Origin of the sequence: Burkholderia sp. JP2-270 (genome assembly GCF_003233675.1) — a bacterium.
Lineage (GTDB): Bacteria > Pseudomonadota > Gammaproteobacteria > Burkholderiales > Burkholderiaceae > Burkholderia > Burkholderia pyrrocinia_C.
In genome coordinates, this window is record NZ_CP029825.1 from 657,466 (window position 1) to 673,052 (window position 15,587).

The following is a 15,587-nucleotide window of genomic DNA, read 5'->3' on the forward strand; positions in this document are numbered from 1 at the left end:
CAGTCACGTGGTGCGCCCGGCTCTCAGTTGCTGCAACCGATCTGCTAAGAGAGGACAAGCTTTCGGATCTTCGGAACGGGTGACCGTTGTGCTCTGACACCCATCGTTCGAGCTGCAACGGCTCGACCGGCAGCAACGGGACGGTGCCCGCCGTCTCCGGGCGCAGACCCGGCCGCCCAGAGCGGCAGCGCCCCGACGGTCGGAGGCCGGCCACCATCAGCCACTCGTGCCCTGCGACGCAACGACACTTAAACGTCCGCTTCGGAGCGGACAACGGCCGTACTCCGTCGACGGGTTTGAATGTGCCGCTCCGTTGTCGCACTCAGGTATCGGAAGGCGGTCACGGCACCCACAACCAACAACACGACGGAAGCGATTAGCGCCTGCTCCATGCCGCGCATGAATGCGATCATCTCGGTATGGCGAACCAAGAAGCCGAACAACGCTACGCCCATCACGCCTCCGACCTGGCGGGCCGCGTTCAGCAACCCGGACGCAATACCCGATTGTGCAGTGCATATCGCGGCAAGCATTGCATCGGTAATGGTCGGTATCGTCAGGGCGATGCCGCTGCCAGCCAGCAGCATGGGCAACGCGAGTAGCCAGTGCGACTGCGCGGCAAGCGCCGGCAGCATCGCCAGATAACCGACAGCGGAAATCAGCATGCCGGCCGTTGCCAGTGTGCGTGCGCTGATCCGGCTCGCCAGTCGCCCCGCGGCGACGTTAACGATCATGAGAATACCCATCATCGGCAAGAACGCCACGCCCGTGCGTACGGGCGTCATATGCCAGCCCCACTGAAAGAGCAGGCTCAATGTAAAGACGATGCCGTAGAAGACGAGATTCGCGATCATGCCGATCACGGTCGTGCTGCGAACCGTCCTGTCCCGCCATAACGCGAGCGGTAGCATTGCGGCGGGGTTGCCCGCTTGCAGCCGGATGAATGCGATGCCCGATGCAATGCACAGTGCGAATGCGCCGAGAATGACCGGACTCCGCCAACTCAGGGCGCTTGCTTCAGTCAACGCGAATGTGAGCGCAGCCAGTGTGAGTGCGCCGGTCAGTTGCCCGGGAACATCCAGTCTGCGGCCGCGTTGTGCGCCGGTGTCGGGCGCAAAGCGCCACGTCATCGAGATGCCGGCGACGCCGACGGGCACGTTCACTAGGAAGATGCTGCGCCATCCGAGCGCGGTGACAAGCAATCCGCCGATCACCGGGCCGGCGGCCAGCGCGATGCCGCCGCCTGCTCCCCACCATCCGATCGCCCGGCTACGGGCCGCAGTGTCCTGAAATGCCAGTCGCAGGATGACGAGCGAATTCGGAACCAGCAGTGACGCGCCCACACCCTGGACAAGACGCCAGGCGATCAGCTCCGGCAGGGACCACGCAATGCCGCAGCCGATCGACGCAAACGTAAAGATAGCGTAGCCGGCCATGAATGCGCGCTTTGCTCCGAACCGGTCGCCGAGCGCGCCCGCCAACAGCAGCGACGACGCGAAGACGAGCGCATACGCGTTAACGACCCATTGCAGACCGGTGATGTCTGCTCGAAAGACGGCTCGCAAAGCGTCGAGCGCCACATTGACGACGCTGACGTCGATCAGCACGACGACGAAACCGAGGCATGTCGCGATCTGAACCAGTCCAGGATGGAGTCTTGAGGGTGTCTGCATTGGCGATCCTTCGAATTTGGAAGGTGCAGCGTAAAGGATCGCTCTCTGTGCGGATATTCCGTAAAATCGCACATCAAACCGGAGAAAATGCACCGATGTTCGACTGGGAAAACCTTCGCTTCTTCGTCGCCATCGCACAATCGGGCAGCCTCTCGGCAGCAGCCCGACGGCTGAAGGTCGACCACGCAACGGTCAGCCGACGCTTGAGCGCGCTCGAAGCCGAGTTGAACATGCGCCTCGTCGACCGGTTGCCACGCGCCTGTCGACTGACCGCCACGGGCAGGCAGATTCTCGGGTTCGCCGCGAAGATGGAGGAGGACGCCTTCGCCATCGAACGGCTCGCACTGGCAGAGCAGGCGCCCATGCAGGGTACAGTGACGATCAGCGCGCCGCCGGTCCTCGCGAATAATCTCTTCGCGAACCACCTGCATGTGTTCGCGCAATCGCATCCCGGCATTCGGTTGGCGATTGCCAGTCAAGCGCAAAGCGTGTCGCTGGGGCGTCGCGAAGCAGACATCGCGGTGCGCTTGTTTCGTCCCGAGGAGCCACAAAGCGTCACCCGAAAACTCGGCGAAATGGACTTCGGGCTATATGCAAGCTGTGAATATGTGCAGGCGTTGGAAGCGGACAATTGGGCATTCATCGGCTATGAAGCGCAATACGCAGAGATGCCGCATCAGAAGTGGCTTCAGTCGATCGCTCAAGGTCGCCGAATCGTCTGCGAAGTGAGTGATATCACCACACAGCAGGCGGCCGCACGCACGGGAATCGGTGTTGCGGGCCTGCCGGTGTTCATGGGCGATCGTGATCCCGCACTGCAGCGCCTGCCATTCGACGGTGAGCCTTTCCATCGCGAAATCTGGTTGGTTGTGCACCCCGATCTCAGGCATTCTCCGATGATTCGCGCGGTCATTGACTTTATCGTGGACGTTATCCGTAAGACATTCGAGTCGATTGCCAAATCGTAACGCCATTCGACACTCGCAAACTTGGGCGTCGGCGTCCGACATGCATGCCTGAGCGGGCATTCTTTGCGTGAATTCACGATTGTCCGGATAGGGTTGCGGATTCAACCCGTCGAAGCGGCCATTCGGTATCGCACGCGGTCGCTCGTGGACCTCGTAGAACGGCGTAGTAACGAGATAAGCTGCGACGGGGCGACGAGCAGTTGACAGCGGTCTTCGCGCCCCCCGCCCAGTGACAACTTTATTGCGCGGCGTGCAATTTCATGAGTTCCTGAGCGTTTCGCATCTGCCGGTCGACGACGACCGGAGAAGTGACATCCTTGCTTCGCAAACGGTGACGACTTTACTGTGGTCTACGCGAACTGAGCGAAGGATTCAACATCATTGTCTACGACGAGACAGGCAAGGTCCGTTGCCGGGCAGGGTCATGACACTCGAATGTCGGATTGGAGGCGAAACTGATGCCCGCTTGTGGCCGGACTCGGCCAACTGCGGTCCCGGCGGCCCGGGACCGGTTGAATCCGCCACCCTTTTGAGCCGTCCGGAATGGTGGGCTGGAGTGGCTGTTCCGTATCGATGAGCGGACCGATCCTCGATACGCTCATCGTCCTGCCGATTTTTGCATTGCTGCATGCGCTGTGTCGGTGAACAACGGTCGTCGCAATGTCTGGGCCAACAACACCCCAATGAGCGCTGTCCCACCCCCGAGCAGATGATACACATGAAGATGCTCACCAAATGATCCGACGGCAATCGCCGCCGTTGCAACCGGCAGCAGGTTCATGAACATGCTGCAACGGTTAGGGCCGAGATGTTTGATTCCCTGCATCCAGAAGAATGGCAATACAACCGATGCGAGCGTTCCTGCGTAGGCAATCAACGGCAAACTCGCCTGGTTCGGGAGTGCTGCATGCACCGGCAGCCGCACTTCAAGAAGCAGCATAAAGACCAATGCGGCGATGGCCTGAAGATACGTCGACTGCCATGACGGTAATCCAACGTGCCAACGGCGCACCAGGACTCCATACAGCGCATAAGCGAGCGCTGCCATTAGCATCAGCAGATCCCCGGCGTGCACACCGCCGGCAAAGAGCGCGGCTGGGTTTCCAGAGCTGATCAGATAGATCAGGCCGCCGAATGACAGAACACCACCACATAGCATTCCGACGGTTGGCACCTCCTTCAACAACGGAACAGAAAGAAGCATCGTCAGCAACGGCACGAGCGAGGTCATGATCGCCATGTTGGTCGCCGTGGTGGTCTTCGCTGCCTCGTACGACAGGCACTGAAACAGCGCCATCGCGAGAAAGCCGAGGAAAGCGAGCTTCGGCAGTTGCGGCGCGATAGCAGCGCGATTTCGCCACGCTGGTTTCAGAACGAACAAGGTCATCAATGCAACAGCAAGTACCAGCCGCCAGAACGTGATGGCCGTCGGATCAATCGTATGCGCAGACAGCTTCGACACCATCACATTGCCGGCCCAGAGCATTATCGCGATAAGGGGAAACAGGAAGTAAAGACCGGGCATGACGAAGCGCTCCTTGAAAAATGAACGAAGCCAAATCGTGCCGGTGGGGAGGCAGTCTGTCTCACGCTAAAATGACTCAACCTATCGCAAAAATGTCACCCCATGATTCCGCGCCCGCCTCATGACATCCACGTCCCTTTCGAGCACACACCGATGCCGGTCGCGGTGCTGGCTGCCGATTATCCGCACGGTGCCTTTGTGGCATTGCATAGGCATCGTCGTGCGCAATTGCTTTATGCGGTCGAAGGAGTCATGTTGATCGAGGCGCGGGCGGGACGCTGGGTCGTACCACCTACGCGCGCCGTGTGGCTAGATGCAGGACTGGACCATACCGTCCGCATGAGTGGCAACGTCAAGATGCGCACGGTATTCGTCGAGCCCGGTACGGTCGATCATTTGCCGAGCAGCAATTGCGTGGTGGAGGTTCATCCGCTTCTTCGCGAACTGATCCTCGCTGCTGTCGATGTGCCGTTCGATTATGCACGCGGCAGTCGCCATGAACTTTTGATGCAACTGCTACTCGCCGAGTTAGCGGCGATTCCTCGGCTACCGCTGTATCTCGCATGGCCGACTGACACGAAACTTCGGACGATATGTGACGCGATCATGGCCTCGCCGGATCAGCGCCATGCCGTCGCAGACTGGGCGGAGGTGCTCGGTATCGCAGAAAAGACCCTGCACCGAATGTTTCATCGCGAAACAGGGATGACATTCGGGCGCTGGCGGCAACACGCTCGACTGTTTCTGGCACTCGAGCAACTGGCTCGCGGAGAGAAAATCGTCGATGTCGCGCTTGAGCATGGATATACGAGTCAGAGCGCGTTCGCAGCGATGTTCAAACGACACTTTGGCGTTGCGCCTTCCGCGTTTTATAACTAATACCTTCAACGGCACTGTCACGTTGTTGGTGGTGATCGCGTAGGATGGGGCGTGACGAATCCCAAATCGACCGATGGCGCGTGGTGCGCCCGCCGCCAGAGCGACCGGCCGCGCAGGAGGCCGAGTTCGATGTTGTCGCGCACCGACAGCCCGAGATACAACCCTTCCGACTTGCGGTCTTCCGGCATCGGCGCAATGCCCTGCCGCACCGCAGCCTGCACGCCGCGCACAGGGTCGTACGGCGCCATCGCGCCGCGCCTCTCCGAGACGCTGATCTCGCTCTTCGCCGACACATCGATGCCGGCGAGCGTCCGCAGGATCTCCCGCTGGCCGTGGCCTTCGAGCCCCGCAATGCCGACGATTTCGCCGCGGCCAACCGACAGCGAAACGTCGGGACCGCCCGCGCGCACCGACAGCAAGGCGACGTCGAGCGCCGGCTCGTCGTGGCTGGCGGGCCGACGCGGCGGAAACAGCGCCGTCAGTTCGCGCCCGACCATGAGCTTAACCAGCCGCCGCTCCGACAGCTCGGCGGCAGCGTGAGTCGCGACGTGGCGGCCGTCCTTCAGCACCGACACGGTGTCGCAGAAGCGAAAGATTTCGTCGAGCCGATGGCTGATGTAGAAGACGAGCTTGCCTTCGTGCCTGAGCCGAACGAGCACCGCTTCGAGCGTGTCGATCTCGGCGCGGTTGAGCGGCGCGGTCGGCTCGTCGAAGATGAATACGCCCGCATCGTCGACGAGCCCCTTCGCGATTTCCAGCATCTGCTGCTCCGCGATCGTCAGGTCGCCGCAGAGTCGTTTCGGCGCGAGCGCGACACCGCTGCGTTCCAGCACCTCGATCGCATTGCGCACGATGCCGCGACGGTCGAGCGCGCCGCACCGCCGCGGCTCGCGCCCCAGGCACAGGTTCTCGGCCACCGTCAGGGTCGGCAGGATCGTCAGCTCCTGAAATACCGTGGATACGCCCGCGCGTCTTGCCTGCGCAGGCGTCGCGAGCCTCACGCGCTCGCCATCGACACGGATCTCGCCCGTGCCGGGCAAGTGGACGCCCGACAGCAGCTTCATCAGCGTCGATTTGCCCGCGCCGTTCTCGCCGGTGATCGCATGCATCGATCCGCGCTCGCCGGCTGCCCAGACAGCACGAGGTTCTCGCAGAGCTGCCTGCCCTTCACGTAGCTCCAGTCGCCGAACACCTCATTGCTTATCTTCAGCCCGCACGCATCGACCGTCTTGCGGAATCCGTCATAGCGCAGCTGTTCCTCGTCGACACCTGCCGCGCCGCGAAACGCCCAGATCTTCCCCTTGCCGTGCAGTTCGTTGCAGAGGAATTCCGCACCCTGCGGCCGAAAACCAGTCCGCCGCCCATGATCTCTACCGTCGACTTCGTGTTGCCGCCGCACGCGCCGAACGTCACGACCGGAATACCGCGCTGCGCGGCCTCCGCGATCAGCGGTGCGCCGATCGCTTCGGAAATCGGCCCGATGATCAGCAGGTCGATCTTGCGTATCAGCAGATCCTCGACGTCCGACACCTGCTTGGCCGCCTTCCAGTCGGCCTCGGTGAAGATGAACTGGCCGATCTCCTTGTGCAGCGCCGCCTCGTCGCGCATTCCCTGGATCATCTGCACGATCCGTCTGTTGCCGACGCCGGCGAACGACACGCCGATACGCCGATACGCCGCGGCGGCGCCTTCTTTAACGCGTCGCGCGGCGTCGACGTCGGGGACAGCAGATCGCCCGGCAGCAATTGCCTGTCGGCAGCGTACGCACCGAACGCTGCGCACCCGATCAAAACGCCACACAGCGCGTGTGCGAGTTTTCTCATCACGGCATTCATGTTCGTCTCCTTCAGAACGTGTGGCGGATACCGACGACGGCTCCGCTCGTCGAGCCCTCGCTCGCATAGAGCGCACCGTTCAGGGAAAGCCCCGTATTCATCTTTCCGTGGTTGTTGACGAACGCGAATTGCCCGTACAGCGTCGTGCGCCTGGACAGGAAGTATTCGACGCCGACGCCGGTCAGGATCGAATTTCAGGCACTGCCCGCAGGAATACAGCCGGCGCGTCGATGTTGCCTGAGTAAACGATCAGCGGAAGCCACCCGCCACCAGCAGATGTTCGCCGGTCAGCCAGCACGCTCCGTAGGAAGTATGCCTTCTCGCATAAGTTGCGACGATCGCGGTGCCCACTGGCGCCACGCCCGTGTGGCCAGCAGCTTGCCGCGCGCCATCCACAGGTTGGACAACGCGAACAAGGTCATGAGTTGCCCGGTGCTCTTCCTCAGCCCGCGATAGCGGACCTTGGCGTAACCGAACTGCCGTTTGACCACTCCGAACGGGTGTTCGACCTTGGCGCGGATGCCGGCCTTGATTCGCTCGACCTGATCGATGAGCGCATCAAGCGGCTTGCTTTTGTCCAAGGTACGGCGGCGCCCCGACTTCATCGCCACGTCGCGCTGCGGGTGCGCTTCGTCGACAGGTTCAGTCCAAGGTCCGTTTGTTTCATGCCCTCCATGCTCCTTGGCTCGACGATTCATTGCAAGCACACCCGGATATGAGTTGTGCAGAGTTTCCTTAACCCTGAACTCTCCGCGCTTCAGCGCGCGCCGTTGTTCAGCAACAATAGACGTACACGTAACATCGCGAAAAAGGAATCACCACTCAATGGAGTGGCTGCACTTTCCGCACAATGAACGCCCGATGCCTACGGCACGAGTATTCAGTCCTCATGCGGAATTCCTCCGATCGGGCACTCAGGCGTGCCGGGAGTTGCGCGCGTAAGCGCTTCGACACGGTGACGCATGGCCTCGGGGTCGGCGACCCAGTCGCGATAGAAACCGAACGGGCAATTGGCCACGCCGTTCGCGCCATCACCGGAATTAATCGTGCCGGTATAGCCGCGATGCAGCAGTTTGTATAGATGATTCTGCGACTGCATGTTACGCCGCGCGTCGCGAATCATGCCGAGCGACAGCTCCGCATACTGCACGCCCATTTCCTCCTCGCCGCATTCGCCAAGCGTGCGTCCGTCGAACCCGACGATCGCCGAATGGCCGAAGTACGAATACACCCCGTCCCAGCCCGTCGCGTTGGCCACCGCCACGTATGTGTTGTTCATCCACGCCATGGCCTTCGCGACCATCACCTGCTGCTCTTTCGCCGGATACATATAGCCCTGGCAGCGCACGATCAGCTCCGCGCCATTCATCGCGCAGTCGCGCCAGATCTCCGGATAATTTCCGTCATCGCAGATGATCAGGCTGATTCTGAGGCCCTTCGGCCCGTCCGTCACATAGGTACGGTCGCCCGGATACCAGCCTTCGATCGGTGTCCACGGCATGATCTTGCGATACTTTTGCACGATCTCGCCGCGATTGTCGATCAACACGAGCGTGTTGTACGGCACCTTGCGCGGATGCTCCTCGTGGCGCTCGCCCGTGATCGAGAACACGCCCCATACGTTGGCCTTGCGGCACGCCGCCGCGAAAATGTCGGTCTCTTCGCCGGGGATCGTCGATGCCGTATCGAACATCTCCTGACGGTCGTACATGATGCCGTGGGTCGAATACTCGGGGAACACCACGAGATCCATGCCAGGCAAACCCTGCTTCATGCCGACCACCATGTCGGCGATGTGGCGCGCGTTGTCGAGCACCTCCGCCTTCGTGTGCAGACGCGGCATCTTGTAGTTGACCACCGCGACCCCCACACAATCGCGGCTGCTCGAAATATCACCATGTCGCATGATGCTTCCTCCTCGAACGCGTTGACTCCGCGCGCGACAGCCGCTGCTTCCGGGCATCGGCTCGCGCGCGGCACACCTTAGTGGCTAATCATCCAAGGCCGTCCCGCCGGCCGCTTGAGGCCGTCCGATGCCGTGCCTGCCAGCTTCGCCGCGCCACCCGAGCAGCAACTGCAGCCGGCGCGATGGCGCAGCGGCGGCCCGTCGCCGGACTGACGCGGCGCGTGCGCGGCACGCTCGTTGGTCGCGTGCGCGGCGCGGCGCGCCCCCGTCATCAGCGCCAGCGATGGCGCGCTGATGACGCGTGCGCCTTCTGCGCCGCAGTCGGGACAGCAGCACGATTTTTCGCGATCCGCGATGCGGCGCATGACGGAGAACGGCCCGCAGCTTGCGCACTCGAAGTCGTAGATTGGCATGACAGCCTCATTTTCCTGCGTAATTTCAGTGTGTCGGTCACGCCTTCGCGAGATCCGGCGAACACGGCAGATCCACACCGCCCTGGATGTGCAGGATCGGGCCGTCAGCATTCGGGCGAATGTCGAAGTCGAAGATCTGCGTGGGCAGCCACAGGGTTGCACACGCGTTTGGAATATCCACCACGCCGCTGATATGTCCCTGCACCGGCGCACAGCCAAGCAGCGAATACGCTTGCGCGCCCGAATAACCGAATTTCTTCAGATACTCGATGGCGTTCAGACACGCCTGGCGATACGCGGTGGTTACGTCGAGATAATGCTGGCCACCCTGCTCGTCGACGGAAATGCCTTCGAAAATGAGGTAATCGTTATAGGTTGGCGTGATCGGGCTGGGCTGAAAGACGGGATTGCGAATACCGTATTTCGCCATGCCACCCTTGATGAGATTCACGCGCATATGCACCCAGCCGGCCATTTCGATCGCGCCGCAGAACGTGATCTCGCCGTCGCCCTGGCTGAAGTGCAGGTCGCCGACCGAAAGACCCGCACCATCCACGTAGACCGGGAAAAACACCTTCGAGCCGCGCGACAGATCCTTGATGTCGCAATTGCCGCCATGCTCGCGCGGCGGCACCGTGCGTGCGCCCTGCGCGGCGGCCTTGTCGCGCGCCTCGCCTGCGAGCTTGCCCATATGCGCGGTGGCCGCGAACGGCGGATTCGCGAGCGGCGGCACGCGATTCGGCTCAGTCGCGATCAGGCCGGTTTCGCGCGCGTTCCAGGTCTCCAGCAATTTCGGATCGGGCAGGCAGCCGATCAGGCCTGGGTGAATCAGGCCCGCGAAATTGACGCCCGGAATATGGCGCGAACTCGTATAGACACCGTGAAAATCCCAGATCGATTTTTGCGCGCTGGGGAAATGATCGGTGAGAAAGCCGCCACCGTTGGTCTTCGAAAAGAAGCCGTTGAAGCCCCATTGACTATCGGCCTTCGCGCCGATGTCGAGCAGGTCGACCACCAGCAGATCGCCAGGCTCCGCGCCGTGCACGCCCACCGGGCCGGAGAGAAAGTGCACGATCGACAGGTCGATGTCGCGCACGTCGTCGGCGCTGTCGTCGTTCTTGATGAAACCGCCGGTCCAGTCGTAGGTTTCGAGGATGAAATCGTCACCGGGCTTGACCCAGCAGGCCATCGGAATGTCGGGGTGCCAGCGATTGTGCACCTGTTCGTTTTCGTAGGCCGACTGGTTCAGATCGACCTTGATGAGAGTCTCGGGCATTGCATTCGCTCCTGGGTTCGCGGGTTGACATGCGGTGCGGCGCGCGGACGCCGCGCCGCGCTCAGACGGAGAGGTATTCGCGGATGCGGTCGGTGTCGCCCGCGTCGCGCGTGCTTTGATGCACGAAGCGCCCGCCCTCGATCACGAACAGGCGGTCGGCCACGTCGAGCGCGAAGCTCAACACCTGTTCCGAGACAACGATGGCGATATTGCGGCTCGTGCGAATCTGGTTGAGCGCCTTGGCGATGTCCTTGATGACGGACGGCTGGATGCCTTCGGTCGGCTCGTCGAGCAGCAGCACTTTCGGGTCGGTCGCGAGTGCACGCGCAATCGCGAGTTGCTGTTGCTGGCCGCCCGAGAGATTGCCGCCCTTACGCTTTCTCATGTCGAACAGCACGGGAAACAACGCGTAAAGTTCGTCGGGCACGCGCTGGCTCTGCGCGTTTTCGAGGCCCGTCTGAATGTTTTCCTCGACGGTCAGCGAGGCGAAAATCTGCCGTCCTTGCGGCACGTAGCCGATTCCTTTCGAAACGCGGCGGTAGCTCTCGTCCTTCGAGACGTCGGCGCCGGCCACACGCACCGTGCCGCGATTGGCGGGCAGCATGCCGATCAGCGCCTTGAACAGTGTGGTCTTGCCCATGCCGTTGCGGCCCATCACGGCCACGCTTTCGCCTTCCGCAACGGAAAAGCCGATGCCGTGCAGCACTTCGCTCTGGCCGTAGCTGACGACGAGATCGTCGATTTCCAGCATGATGTGTTCTCCGTGTTGTCGTTCGGTTGCCGACTCAGTGGCCCAAGTAGACGTCGATCACGCGCGGATCGGCCTGTACCTGCGCCATCGGCCCTTCCGCGAGGATCTTCCCCTGATGCATGACCGTGACCTTGTGCGCGATGCGCTCCACGAAGGCCATGTCGTGTTCGATCACGATCATCGAGCGGTTACGGCAGATGCGGTCGAGCAGATCGGCGGTCAGTTCGCGCTCGCGCACGCTCATGCCCGCAATTGGCTCGTCCAGCATCAACAGTTCAGGATCCTGCATAAGCAGCATGCCGATTTCGAGCCACTGTTTCTGGCCGTGCGAAAGCAGCCCCGCTTCCAGATCGAGCGCGGCGGCGAGGCCAATTTCATTGGCCACGTCGCGCACGCGATCAGCCACTTCGGCGTCCTCGCGATAGGCGAGCGCGCCAAACACACTGCGACCGCGCGGAAACGACACTTCGAGGTTCTGCGCCACGCTCAGGTTTTCGTAAATAGACGGCGTCTGGAACTTTCGGCCAATCCCTTTACGCACGCGGCGGAATTCCGCGAGATTCGTGATTTCCTCGTTGCGGAACTTGATGCTGCCCGCCGTTTCCTTGGTCTTTCCGCAGATGAGATCGAGCAGCGTGGTCTTGCCCGCGCCGTTCGGGCCAATCACCACGCGCAGCTCGCCGCGTTCGAGATAGAGATTGAGCGAATCGATCGCCTTGAAGCCGTCGAACGACACGGTCAGGTCTTCAATCGCGAGCAGAAAGTCGGTATTGCTCATGCTTCACGCCTCCTTGTTCGCCGCGCCGAGCAGCCGCCGCACGCGCGGGCGCACATGCTCTTCGTAAAGACCCGCCAGCCCGTTCGGAAACACCATCACCACGCCGATGAACATCGCTGCCATCAGATAGAGCCAGAGGTTCGGAAAGCTCTCCGAGAACCAGCTCTTGCCGAGATTGACGAGAATCGCGCCATACACCGCGCCGACCAGCGACATGCGCCCGCCAATGGCAGCGTAGATCACCATTTCGATCGACGGCACGATGCCGACGAACGACGGCGACATGAAGCCCACCTGCAACGTGAACATCGCGCCGCCGACGGCCGCGAGCATCGCCGCGAGACAGAACGCGAACACCTTGAACATGGCGACGTCGTAGCCCGAGAAACGCACGCGGTCTTCCTTGTCGCGCATCGCGAGCAGCAGCGTGCCGAGCTTGCTGCGCTGAACCCAGCGGCAGGCGAGCAGTGCGCCGATCAGCAGCGCGGCGTTCACGAAGTACAGGATCAGCTTCGCGTGATCGGTGCGGATGTCCCACCCGAGTAGCGTGCGCAGGTCGGTGATGCCGTTCACGCCGCCCGTATAGCCTTGCTGGCCGATGATGAGCACCGAGAGAATCAGCGCGACCGCCTGCGTGATGATCGCGAAGTACACGCCGCCCACGCGCCGCTTGAACATCGCGTAGCCGATCACGAAAGCGAGCGCCGTCGGCACGACGAGCACCGCGAGTATCGAGAACGGGAAGTAATGAAACGGCTTCCACCACGCGGGCAGCGCGGTGAGCTGGTTCCAGTCCATGAAGTCGGGAATGCCCGGCGTGGTCTGCGTGCGCGTGGCGGCCGGATCGGACGCCTCGAGCTTGAGAAACATCGCCATCGCGTAACCGCCGAGGCCGAAGAACACGCCCTGGCCGAGACTCAGCACGCCGCCGTAGCCCCACGCGATCACGAGGCCGATCGCCACGAACGCGTAGGTCAGGTACTTGCCCATCAGGTTCAGGCGGAACGTGTCGAGCGCGAGCGGAAACACGACCACGATCAGCAGCGCGAGCAACACGATGCCCGCGTAGCCCGAGGCGTCGAGCCGCGCCACGCGAGCGCGCCAGCCGGCCGGCGGCGCGCCCAGGCCGGATCGCGGGGATACGCCGCCCGCCGTGGGTTGGATGGGTTCCATGTCCATCTCTCCATACGAATGAAGCTGTGAATGAGGCTTGTGCATTAACGCGCGCTTAAACTCGTCGCACCTTCGAGGCGAACAGGCCCTGCGGACGCAGCATGAGAATCACCACGACGGTGAGCAGCGTGAGCACGCGCGCAATCGAGCCCGAGAGAAAGAACTCGCTGATCGACTGCATCTGCGCGATGCCGAACGCCGACGCCACGGTACCGAGCAGACTCGCCGCACCGCCGAACGTCACGACGAGAAACGAATCGACGATATAGAGCGAGCCGCTCGTCGGTCCCGTCGAGCCGATCGCGGTGAAGGCCGCGCCCGCCACGCCCGCGATGCCGCAGCCAATCGCAAAAGTCATGCGGTCGGTGCGCCGCGTGTTGATGCCCGCCGCGTTCGCCATCGGACGATTCGCGACCGTGGCACGCACACGCAAGCCCCAGCGCGAGCGATAGAGTGCGAGCAGCAGGCCGCCCGTCATCAGCAGCGCGAGGCCCATCACGAACATGCCGCTCACCGGAATGTCGAGGCCGGGCGTGGGCTCCCACGAACCCATCAGCCAGTCGGGCAGCGCCGGACTCACCTCCTTCGGTCCGAAGGTCGAGCGGAACACCTGCTGCATGCCGAGGCTCAGGCCCCAGGTGGCAAGCAGCGTGTCGAGCGGGCGCTTGTAGAGATGGCGGATCAGCATCCATTCGGCGAGCCAGCCAGCCGCGAAGGCCAGCACGAACGCCGCGAGAATCGCGAAGAAGAAATACACGGGTGTGAGCGCGTGCCAGATGTTCTGCGAAAACCACGAAAACATGTAGACCGTATAGGCGCCGATCGTCATGAATTCACCGTGCGCCATGTTGATCACGCCCATCTGGCCGAAGATCACGGCGAGCCCGAGCCCCATCAGGAGCAGGACGCTGAACAGGCTCAGACCGGCGAAGCCCTGCATCAGCGTGATGTTGAAAATGTCGGTAGCGGACATCGAATGCTCCTCGCGCAGCGGCGTCATGGGCCGCCGCGCCGCTGCGGTTGACGGATTACATGTAGCCCTTCGGGAACGGATTCGGCTGGATCGGCTGCTCCGACTGCGCGACGACCTTGAACTGGCCGTCCGCTTGGCCCTGGCCGATCAGCGAGCGGCTCCAGAGGTGGTGGTTCGCATCGACCTTCGCATAGCCTTGTGGCGCGTTCGCCACCTCGATGCCGGCCGAGTGCGCGACCACCTTGTCCACGTCGAAGCTGCCCGCTCGCTCGCACGCAGCCTTCCAGATCCACGGGCCGAGATAGGCGGCCTGGGTCACGTCGCCGATCACCGACTTCTGGCCGTAGCGCGCCTTGAACGCAGCGACGAACTTCTTGTTTTTTTCGTTATCGAGCGACTGGAAATACTTCATCGATGAATAGAAGCCCGCGAAGTTGTCGCCGCCAATGCCGAGCACTTCGTCTTCCGTGACCGACAGTGTCAGCAGGAACTGCTTCTGCGGTGTGATGCCCGCGGCCTTGAGCTGTTTGTAGAACGCCACGTTCGAGCCGCCCACCACGGTCGCGAAGATGCAGTCCGGGCGCGCGAGCTTGATCTTGTTCATCAGCGAGGCGAACTCGGTGGTGCCGAGCGGGTAATACTCCTCGCCCGCTACCTTCGCGTGCAGATGCTGTTCGATATGGCGGCGCGCAATCTTGTTCGACGTCCGCGGCCAGATGTAGTCGGAGCCGATCAGAAAGAACGTCTTGGCCTTCTTGGTGTTCGAGGCCCAGTCGAGCGCCCAGAGAATCTGCTGGGTCGCTTCCTGGCCCGTGTAGAACACGTTCTTCGACTGTTCGAGGCCTTCGTAGAAGGTCGGGTAATAGAGCAGGCCGTTATCCTTCTCGAACACCGGCAGCACCGCCTTGCGCGAGGCCGAGGTCCAGCAGCCGAACACCGCCGCGACGTGGTCGTTCTCCAGCAGCTTCTTCGATTTTTCGGCGAAGGTCGGCCAGTCGGAGGCGCCGTCTTCCTGAATGATCTGCACCTTGCGGCCGAGCACGCCGCCCATCGCGTTGATCTGCTCGATGGCGAGGCGCTCGGCCTGGATCGAGCCGGTCTCGGAGATCGCCATCGTGCCCGTGGCCGAGTGAAGCTGGCCGACCGTCACCGTGGTGTCCGTGACCGCGAGGCCAGTGGTGTTGACCTTCGCCGTAGGCGGCGTTTGCGCAAACGCGCCGCGCGGCAGGCCCAGCGCCAGCAGCGGCGCGGCGGCCAGGCCACCGAGCATTTTCCGGCGCAGCGGCGAAGGCATCTGGACATCGTCATCGAGTCGATCGTCTGCGGACATCACGTTCTCCTTATCGGGTGCCCGGCGCTGGTCGCTGCGGGCTGGGTCGAGGTTGGACGCAATGTAGAAAGCCAATTTGACGACCGGAATACGTCAATCGACGTATT

14 protein-coding genes and 1 pseudogene are annotated in these 15,587 nt (G+C 62.3%); 2 read left to right on the top strand and 13 right to left on the bottom strand.

Annotated features, from left to right (window positions below; translation table 11 throughout):
* Positions 1–248: 248 nt before the first annotated feature.
* Positions 249–1,673, bottom strand: a complete 1,425-nt coding sequence (locus tag DM992_RS20685; RefSeq protein WP_111018423.1) for an MFS transporter — start codon at positions 1,671–1,673, stop codon at positions 249–251.
* A 95-nt stretch (positions 1,674–1,768) separates the two neighbouring features.
* On the opposite strand from DM992_RS20685, the gene DM992_RS20690 reads away from it, so the two are divergent.
* Entirely contained in the window at positions 1,769–2,641 is an 873-nt protein-coding gene (locus DM992_RS20690) for a LysR family transcriptional regulator (protein WP_111018424.1), read from the top strand.
* Between the two features lie 598 nt (positions 2,642–3,239).
* Here the strand turns inward: DM992_RS20690 and DM992_RS20695 are convergent.
* Entirely contained in the window at positions 3,240–4,166 is a 927-nt protein-coding gene (locus tag DM992_RS20695; protein WP_111018425.1) for a DMT family transporter, read from the bottom strand.
* Between the two features lie 153 nt (positions 4,167–4,319).
* Between DM992_RS20695 and DM992_RS20700 the strand changes: the two genes are divergently transcribed.
* The gene (locus tag DM992_RS20700; protein WP_111020322.1) at positions 4,320–5,045 is read left to right on the top strand and encodes a helix-turn-helix transcriptional regulator; all 726 of its coding nucleotides are present in this window, start codon (positions 4,320–4,322) and stop codon (positions 5,043–5,045) included.
* Positions 5,046–5,062: 17 nt separating this feature from the next.
* On the opposite strand, the gene DM992_RS20705 is transcribed toward DM992_RS20700, so the two are convergent.
* The 11 genes and pseudogenes from DM992_RS20705 to urtA form a co-directional block, all read right to left on the bottom strand.
* Positions 5,063–6,154 carry a sugar ABC transporter ATP-binding protein gene (locus DM992_RS20705; RefSeq protein ID WP_111018426.1) on the bottom strand — a complete coding sequence of 364 codons (1,092 nt, stop codon included), beginning with the start codon at positions 6,152–6,154 and terminating at the stop codon, positions 5,063–5,065.
* 97 nt (positions 6,155–6,251) lie between these two features.
* Complete coding sequence (locus tag DM992_RS20710) at positions 6,252–6,845, bottom strand: substrate-binding domain-containing protein (protein WP_162631705.1); 594 nt, start codon at positions 6,843–6,845, stop codon at positions 6,252–6,254.
* A gap of 322 nt (positions 6,846–7,167) precedes the next feature.
* Positions 7,168–7,488, bottom strand: a pseudogene (locus DM992_RS20715) (transposase); the annotation flags it as partial.
* 272 nt (positions 7,489–7,760) lie between these two features.
* On the bottom strand, positions 7,761–8,786 hold the full coding sequence (locus DM992_RS20720) for an aliphatic amidase (RefSeq protein ID WP_111018428.1): 1,026 nt from the start codon (positions 8,784–8,786) through the stop codon (positions 7,761–7,763).
* Positions 8,787–8,863: 77 nt separating this feature from the next.
* Entirely contained in the window at positions 8,864–9,199 is a 336-nt protein-coding gene (locus DM992_RS20725) for a zinc ribbon domain-containing protein (RefSeq protein ID WP_111018429.1), read from the bottom strand.
* Positions 9,200–9,236: 37 nt separating this feature from the next.
* Complete coding sequence (gene fmdA / locus DM992_RS20730; protein ID WP_111018430.1) at positions 9,237–10,475, bottom strand: formamidase; 1,239 nt, start codon at positions 10,473–10,475, stop codon at positions 9,237–9,239.
* Between the two features lie 61 nt (positions 10,476–10,536).
* Positions 10,537–11,226, bottom strand: coding sequence for an urea ABC transporter ATP-binding subunit UrtE (urtE, locus tag DM992_RS20735; protein WP_111018431.1), 690 nt, complete (start codon positions 11,224–11,226; stop codon positions 10,537–10,539).
* Positions 11,227–11,260: 34 nt separating this feature from the next.
* Positions 11,261–12,004, bottom strand: a complete 744-nt coding sequence (gene urtD / locus DM992_RS20740) for an urea ABC transporter ATP-binding protein UrtD (protein ID WP_111018432.1) — start codon at positions 12,002–12,004, stop codon at positions 11,261–11,263.
* A 3-nt stretch (positions 12,005–12,007) separates the two neighbouring features.
* Positions 12,008–13,177, bottom strand: coding sequence for an urea ABC transporter permease subunit UrtC (gene urtC, locus DM992_RS20745; RefSeq protein ID WP_111018433.1), 1,170 nt, complete (start codon positions 13,175–13,177; stop codon positions 12,008–12,010).
* 55 nt (positions 13,178–13,232) lie between these two features.
* Positions 13,233–14,150, bottom strand: a complete 918-nt coding sequence (gene urtB, locus DM992_RS20750) for an urea ABC transporter permease subunit UrtB (protein ID WP_111020323.1) — start codon at positions 14,148–14,150, stop codon at positions 13,233–13,235.
* 55 nt (positions 14,151–14,205) lie between these two features.
* A complete protein-coding gene (urtA, locus tag DM992_RS20755; RefSeq protein WP_111020324.1) occupies positions 14,206–15,480 on the bottom strand; it encodes an urea ABC transporter substrate-binding protein in 1,275 nt (424 codons plus the stop codon).
* Positions 15,481–15,587: the final 107 nt, after the last annotated feature.

Excerpts from the sequence above, each read along its gene's own strand:
- urtB (WP_111020323.1), bottom strand. The coding sequence starts at position 14,150 with ATGTCCGCTACCGACATTTTCAACATCACGCTGATGCAGGGCTTCGCC.
- DM992_RS20690 (WP_111018424.1), top strand. The coding sequence starts at position 1,769 with ATGTTCGACTGGGAAAACCTTCGCTTCTTCGTCGCCATCGCACAATCG.
- urtC (WP_111018433.1), bottom strand. The coding sequence starts at position 13,177 with ATGGAACCCATCCAACCCACGGCGGGCGGCGTATCCCCGCGATCCGGC.
- DM992_RS20720 (WP_111018428.1), bottom strand. The coding sequence starts at position 8,786 with ATGCGACATGGTGATATTTCGAGCAGCCGCGATTGTGTGGGGGTCGCG.
- DM992_RS20705 (WP_111018426.1), bottom strand. The coding sequence starts at position 6,154 with ATGCATGCGATCACCGGCGAGAACGGCGCGGGCAAATCGACGCTGATG.
- DM992_RS20685 (WP_111018423.1), bottom strand. The coding sequence starts at position 1,673 with ATGCAGACACCCTCAAGACTCCATCCTGGACTGGTTCAGATCGCGACA.
- urtA (WP_111020324.1), bottom strand. The coding sequence starts at position 15,480 with ATGTCCGCAGACGATCGACTCGATGACGATGTCCAGATGCCTTCGCCG.
- DM992_RS20725 (WP_111018429.1), bottom strand. The coding sequence starts at position 9,199 with ATGCCAATCTACGACTTCGAGTGCGCAAGCTGCGGGCCGTTCTCCGTC.
- DM992_RS20695 (WP_111018425.1), bottom strand. The coding sequence starts at position 4,166 with ATGCCCGGTCTTTACTTCCTGTTTCCCCTTATCGCGATAATGCTCTGG.
- urtD (WP_111018432.1), bottom strand. The coding sequence starts at position 12,004 with ATGAGCAATACCGACTTTCTGCTCGCGATTGAAGACCTGACCGTGTCG.
- urtE (WP_111018431.1), bottom strand. The coding sequence starts at position 11,226 with ATGCTGGAAATCGACGATCTCGTCGTCAGCTACGGCCAGAGCGAAGTG.
- DM992_RS20700 (WP_111020322.1), top strand. The coding sequence starts at position 4,320 with ATGCCGGTCGCGGTGCTGGCTGCCGATTATCCGCACGGTGCCTTTGTG.
- fmdA (WP_111018430.1), bottom strand. The coding sequence starts at position 10,475 with ATGCCCGAGACTCTCATCAAGGTCGATCTGAACCAGTCGGCCTACGAA.